7 protein-coding genes are annotated in these 6,668 nt (G+C 55.5%); all 7 read left to right on the top strand.

Annotated elements, in window-relative coordinates; genetic code table 11:
- Positions 1-311: cupin domain-containing protein (locus ACOSYY_RS05180; RefSeq protein ID WP_421661202.1), on the top strand; the 311-nt coding region annotated here is incomplete at its 5' end.
- A gap of 24 nt (positions 312-335) precedes the next feature.
- The gene (locus ACOSYY_RS05175) at positions 336-1,736 is read left to right on the top strand and encodes a phosphomannomutase/phosphoglucomutase (RefSeq protein ID WP_421661201.1); all 1,401 of its coding nucleotides are present in this window, start codon (positions 336-338) and stop codon (positions 1,734-1,736) included.
- Positions 1,730-2,572 carry a DUF3108 domain-containing protein gene (locus tag ACOSYY_RS05170; protein WP_421661200.1) on the top strand — a complete coding sequence of 281 codons (843 nt, stop codon included), beginning with the start codon at positions 1,730-1,732 and terminating at the stop codon, positions 2,570-2,572. Before ACOSYY_RS05175 ends, ACOSYY_RS05170 begins: the two co-directional genes overlap by 7 nt.
- Before the next feature lie 49 nt (positions 2,573-2,621).
- Positions 2,622-3,626: a class 1 fructose-bisphosphatase gene (gene fbp, locus ACOSYY_RS05165; protein WP_421661199.1), complete on the top strand. Its 1,005-nt coding sequence runs from the start codon at positions 2,622-2,624 to the stop codon at positions 3,624-3,626.
- A 42-nt stretch (positions 3,627-3,668) separates the two neighbouring features.
- Complete coding sequence (locus tag ACOSYY_RS05160; RefSeq protein WP_421661198.1) at positions 3,669-4,592, top strand: class I fructose-bisphosphate aldolase; 924 nt, start codon at positions 3,669-3,671, stop codon at positions 4,590-4,592.
- Between the two features lie 39 nt (positions 4,593-4,631).
- Complete coding sequence (locus tag ACOSYY_RS05155) at positions 4,632-6,182, top strand: DegQ family serine endoprotease (protein ID WP_421661197.1); 1,551 nt, start codon at positions 4,632-4,634, stop codon at positions 6,180-6,182.
- Positions 6,183-6,285: 103 nt separating this feature from the next.
- A partial coding sequence (locus ACOSYY_RS05150; RefSeq protein WP_421661196.1) for an IspD/TarI family cytidylyltransferase occupies positions 6,286-6,668 on the top strand: 383 nt, incomplete at its 3' end.

Raw genomic sequence — 6,668 nt, 5'->3', positions numbered from 1 at the left:
TGGAGGAAGGCCCCGGATTCAAAGTGAAACGCGTCACCGTGAATCCAGGCGGGAGGCTTTCGCTCCAGATGCATCATCAACGCAGCGAACATTGGGTGGTGATCGGCGGTACGGCTCGCGTCACAAGAGATCAAGAAGTCTTCGATCTGCAGGTCGGAGAAAGTACGGCTATTCCGGTGAAGACCACGCATCGATTGGAAAATCCTGGGCAAGAGACAGTGCACATCATCGAAGTGCAGAATGGGCCTTATCTTGGCGAGGATGATATCGTGCGGTTCAAGGATGACTACGGTCGGATAGCAACCTGTTAATCGGCTTAGTGCAGAGGAGGACTCGTGGGTTTGTTTCGAGAATATGATCTGCGGGGAATTGTCGGCAGTGAATTGACCGAGGATCTGGCGGAACGGTTAGGCCGAGCCTATTCCACCTATGTGAGTACACGTGGAGTGAACACGATCAGCGTGGGGCGCGATGGCCGGTTGAGTTCTCCAGCCCTCCATAAGGCGCTTCTGAAGGGGTTGCTTGCCGGCGGGCTCGATGTCATCGACATCGGAATTTGCCCCTCACCCTTGGTGTACTTCTCATTATTCACTCTGCCCGTCGGCGGCGGCATCATGATTACCGGGAGCCACAACGCGGCAGAATATAATGGGTTCAAGATCTGTATCGGAAAAGCCGCCATTCATGGAGAAGAGATTCAGGAACTTCGAAGAGTGATGGAAAAAGGAGCGTTCGTCTCGGGGAGAGGACAGTTCTCCGAGCATCCGATTATTCCCGACTATCTGGCTTACATTCAGCAAAACTTCTCTCATGTCCAAGCGACCCGGTTGCATGTGGTGATCGACAGCGGGAACGGCGCGGCCTCCCTTGTCGCCAAACAAGCGCTTGAGTTGTTGGGATGTAAAGTAACGGGGCTCTATTGCGATCTGGACGGACGCTTTCCCAATCATCATCCGGATCCCACGGTCCTTGAGAACCTGTCCGATCTCATGCAAGCGGTGAAGGAGCATGGAGCCGATGTGGGAATCGGGTATGACGGGGATGCGGACCGAATCGGGGCCGTAGATGAGCAGGGTCATGTGCTGTGGGGGGACCGGCTGCTGGTCCTTTACTCGCGCGACATCCTGGCGGTGAAACCTGGCAGCACCATCATTTCTGAAGTGAAGGCATCGCAGAGTCTCTACGATGACATAGCCAAGCGTGGCGGACGCGCCATCATGTTGAAGACCGGTCATTCGCTGATGAAGGCGAAAATGAAGGAAGAGGCGGCGGTATTGGCCGGTGAAATGTCCGGGCACATGTTTTTTGCGGATCGGTATTTCGGGTACGACGACGCAGTCTATGCGTCGTGCCGGCTCGTGGAAATTTTGGCGAAGAACCGACAGCCGCTTTCGGCTTTAGTGTCGGATCTGCCTCGTTCGGTCGTCACACCCGAGATACGAGTGGATCTCCCTGATACTGTGAAGTTCGCTGTCGTTGAGCGGATTCGCCAGAGATTCACTGGGTACTTGAATGCCAAACTGGGTCTCGGACCGAGGAAACTGGTGCTCCAAAACCTCATCACGATCGACGGCGTCCGTGCGGTATTCGACGGAGGATGGGGGCTTATCAGAGCTTCCAATACCCAACCGGCCTTAGTCTTGAGATTTGAAGCAATGTCCTCCGCACAACTCAACATCATTCGAGCGCTCATCGAGGATGAACTCACGGAGGCGAGGCAGGCGCTCGGGTGCTGACATCCGCGCTTGCCCGGCCTTTCTTGGTCCCCAGCCTCAGTGTTACCAAGATGTGCCGGTATGCCGTCCTGGTCGCCGGGGTTGTTCTGTCACCATACTGTATCGGCTCCACTGAAGCGGAACCTCTAGGGGAGGCAAAGCGTCCGTTCCAGGCTGGGGAACGGCTGATGTACGAGGTCTCCTGGCTCAATTTTACGGCAGTGGTCGCGGTGATGGAAGTAGCCCGAATGGACGGGCGAAAGGATCAAGCCGTCGCGAGGTTGGTGGGAACCGCGCAATCAACACCGGTTCTCACCAAGTTTTTCCCTGTCGACAATCGTGTAGAATCGGAACTGGATTTGGATACCTTGACTCCGGAACATATGATGTTCCGACGGCGCGAAGGCAAAAAGAAAGAAGACATCGAATATGTCTTCCATCAGAAAGAGGGCATGGTAACGGCCGTCAGAGGAGGAACGACGGAGTCGCTCCCCATCCCGGCCGGGACACACGATATCATTTCATGCTTGTACTATACGCGCACGGTGTTGCCGACGAGCCCCGGAGCCTCGTTGAAAATGAACGTATACCATGACAAGAAAAATCGGCCGGTCGAGGTTCGCGTCGAAGCTATCGAGATGATTGAAGGGGCATGGGGAAAGAGCGAGACCGTCCGGGTTCTTGTGATCATGCCGTTCCATGGGCTGTTTATGAATCAGGGCAACATCCGTGTTTGGATCACGAATGATGAACGGAGGATCCCTGTTCGGATGAAAGCGAAGGTCGTGCTTGGCTCGATCGTCGCAGATCTGGTCGACGGCATGGTTGGAATCGGTTCCGCCGAGCAAAGGTATTGAACAGACATTATTGTTCGCACGGATCAAACCCGTTATACTGGGCATCGTCATGAGAGAATTTCCCCTTACGTTAAGCCGCTTTATCATTCAGAGTCAGGCCTCGCATCAAGATGCGACGGGAGAATTCTCCGGTTTGTTGACTCAGATTGGTCTGGTCGGCAAGCTCATTTCGCAAGATCTTCGGCGCGCCGGACTGATCAACATTCTTGGAACGACCGGCGACACGAATGTGCAGGGAGAAACGGTCAAGAAGTTGGATGCCATCGCGAACGACGACTTCGTCAAAGTCTTTCAACACAGCGGGTATGTCTGCGCCTTGGCTTCCGAAGAAATGGAAAAACCGATCTCGATACCGGGCAATTGGCCGCACGGTAAATACATGTTGCTGTTCGATCCGCTCGATGGCTCCTCCAATACGGACAACAATATGCCGCTCGGGGCCATCTTTTCCGTTCTCAAGTATGACCGGGCCGATCGGTTGCCCACCGAAGAGGAATTGTTGCGCCGAGGGACTGAACAAGTCGCGGCCGGGTATGTCTTGTACGGTTCAAGTACCATGCTGGTGTACACCGTTGGACAAGGGGTATATGGATTTACGCTCGAACCCGGCATCGGAGAATATCTCCTGTCGCACGAGCGGATGAGAATTCCGCAAAAGGGAAAAGTCTACGCTGCGAACGAAGGGAACTACCACAAGTGGTCCGAGGGAACGAAGAAGTATGTGGATTCACTCAAAGTCAACGACAAGACGACAGGTCGTCCGTACAGCAGCAGGTATTCGGGTTGTCTCGTGGCCGACGTGCACCGCCTGTTGCTTGGAGGCGGAATCTTTCTTTATCCCGGGGAAGTCGATAAACCTGAAGGGAAACTGCGGCTGCTTTACGAGGCGAATCCGTTGGCATTTGTCGTCGAGCAGGCCGGCGGGAAAGCCTCGACGGGGACATCGAGAATTTTGGAAGTGGAGCCCAAAAAACTGCACCAGCGCGTGCCGTTGCTGATCGGAAGTCCGCAAGATGTCGAACAAGCTGAAGCGTACATTCAGGGGAACGCCTAGGTACCCATTGATGTGGTACTGTGATGTTGTGGGGAGGAATGTATGGGGGACCGGGTTCAAGAAATTCTGAGTTGGTATGGCAGCGACAATGCAGGGACTAAGACCAACATCGCTCGTTTGCTGCGGTCCGGCAAGTTGGCCGGGACCGGCAAACTGGTCATTTTGCCGGTTGATCAAGGGTTCGAGCATGGTCCCGCTCGGAGTTTTGCGCCGAACCCACCTGGGTACAACCCTCACTACCACTTCCAGCTCGCGATCGAGGCCGGGTGTAACGCCTATGCCGCACCACTGGGGTTTCTGGAAGCCGGGGCAAGCGAGTTCGCGGGCCAGATTCCCCTCGTTCTCAAGCTCAACAATCACGACGTGCTGCATGATGAGAAGGATCCGCTGCCGTCCGTGACCGGCAGTGTGAAGGATGCTCTTCGGTTGGGTTGTTCGGCCGTTGGGTTCACGATCTATCCCGGTTCCGCCCATTGCAATGCCATGTATCAACAACTGAGGGCCATTGCGGAAGAAGCAAAAGATAGCGGTCTCGCAGTCGTGGTCTGGTCCTATCCCCGTGGATCGGCCTTGAGCAAAGAGGGTGAGACCGCGATTGACGTGGTGGCGTATGCGGCGCAGATTGCGGCTCAACTCGGCGCCCATATCATCAAGGTCAAACTCCCAAGCGCGCATCTCGAACAGTCGGCGGCAAAAAAGGTCTACGATGCCGAACAGATTCCCATCAAGACGTTGGCGGAACGGGTGAAACATGTTGTGCAGAGCACGTTCGACGGCCGCCGGATCGTCATCTTTTCCGGCGGCGCAAAGAGTGAAGACAAGAATATATTCGAGGAAGCCAGAGCCATTCGCGACGGGGGAGGTTTCGGTTCCATCATCGGCCGGAACTCATTCCAGCGTCCGAAGGCGGAGGCTATCAAGTTCCTCCAAACCATCATGGCGATTTACCGCGGCGAGGTGCAATGAGCTCTCACGCATCGGTGATGAGAAGAGCGAATCGATACCATGAATCAAGTGGATTTTAATCGCAAACCGTCTCAGGGCACCAGGAAGTGGCTTCTTGCCGCAACGTTGTTGACGACGGGAATCATCATAGGGTTTGTCGTTGCGTCTGACCTCGGCTGGTTGCCTACGGGCCATGCAGATCCTGATTCGTCCGCAGTGGCACCGCCCCCTCCTATCGCCCGGCCCGTATCGACCGCCCCCCAGCCCATGCTGGGCGGGAGCAATCAAACATTCGTGGACATTGCAAAGTCGGTGAAACCGGCGGTAGTGAATATCTACGCGACGAAGAGTGGGCGTTCGGAAGGTTCCGGCGCAACCCCGTTTGATGATCCATTGTTCAGGAAGTTTTTCGGCGACGAGTTTTTCCGGAAGTTCGAGCACCCCAAGGAAAGGAAAGAACGAGGGCTGGGGTCCGGCGTGATTGTCGAGACCAATGGACTCATCATCACGAACAACCATGTGGTCGGGAAGGCGGACGAAATTCGCGTGACTCTCTCTGACAAGCGCGAGTTTAAGGCGAAGCTGATCGGCACCGATCCGAAGACCGATGTGGCGGTCGTGAAGATTGATGCGACGGGGCTTCCGACCGTAGCGTGGGCCGATTCAGATAAACTGGAAGTCGGGGAGTTCGGCCTGGCTGTTGGCAATCCGTTCGGGGTGACACAGACCGTCACCTTGGGGATCGTCAGCGCACTTGGGCGGGCCGCAGGCATTGCCGAGTACGAAGATTTCATCCAGACGGATGCGGCCATCAACCCGGGCAATTCCGGTGGACCCTTGGTCAATGTGCGAGGAGAGCTGGTGGGAATCAATACCGCGATATTCAGTCAGAGCGGCGGGAACATGGGGATCGGCTTTGCCGTTCCCAGTAATATGGCGCAGTCGATCATGGGGCAGCTCGTACAAACGGGAAAGGTCGTTCGTGGCTGGCTTGGAGTATCTATCCAGGAGTTGACGCCGGAATTGGCATCCCAATTCGGTATTACGGAGACAAAGGGTGTGCTTGTCAGCGATGTCATGGATGACAGCCCGGCAAAAAAAGCCGGGTTCGAACGGGCCGACGTCATCATCGAGTATGACGGCAAACCCATGGATTCACCGACTCACTTGCGCAATGCAGTGGCTCAAACGCCGGTCGGAAAAAAAGTCGCTATCAAGTTCATTCGCGATAAAAAACCGAGGACGGTCGACCTCACGATCGTTGAACAGCCCAAGTCGATGTCGCAAAACGGCGAAGACGAGGGAGGTGAATCAGCCTCGCCGACGGGTGTGCTCTCCAGCCTTGATGTCCGCGACTTGACCCAAGAGTTGGCGAGCCGGTATGGATTGAAGTCAAGCGAGCGTGGCGTAGTGATCGTTCGGGTAAGGCCCGGTACTGCGGCCGAGGAAGTGGGTGTCCGCGAGGGCGATATCATCCTCGAAGTGAATCGCCAGGCTGTGACGTCGGTGAAGGTTTTTGAGCGGATTGCCGGCAAGTTGCCTAAAGATCAAGCGGTCTTGCTTTTATTGAAACGCCAGGGACGGACGATTTACCTGACGCTTCGTCCATGAGGGTTTGCTAAGACACGCAAGTTTGAGGTGTTGTGCCGAGATGCGCACGTAACGTGTGTTCATACCCATTCCGCCATGAGAATGGGCAACTTAGACTTCAGTCGTGAATAACCACACCGTGGCTCTCGTCCCTGCCGCCGGACGGGGCCTTCGCATGGGCGGCTCAGTGCCCAAACAATTTCTCGCGCTTGGCGGTCAAGCTCTCATTCTCCATTCGCTTCGCGTGCTTCAAGCGTCTCCCGTTATCGAGGAAGTCATTCTGGCGGTTCCCCAGAAAGAGATGGACTACTGCCTCAAAGAAATCGTGGCGAAGCATCGCTTTACCAAGGTGACGAAAGTGGTGCCGGGAGGACATGAACGGCAAGATTCCGTCAGGCATGCGCTTGAGGCCGTCCATGATGATGTCGATGTGGTGTTGGTGCATGATGCCGTTCGTCCATTTCTCACGGAGCATATGGTGGAAGGAGTTGTGAAGGCGGCACGGGC

This window comes from Nitrospira sp. BLG_2 (assembly GCF_049222245.1).
Note: the sequence above shows the minus strand (reverse complement) of the source record. Positions and strands in the feature narration are given on the sequence as shown.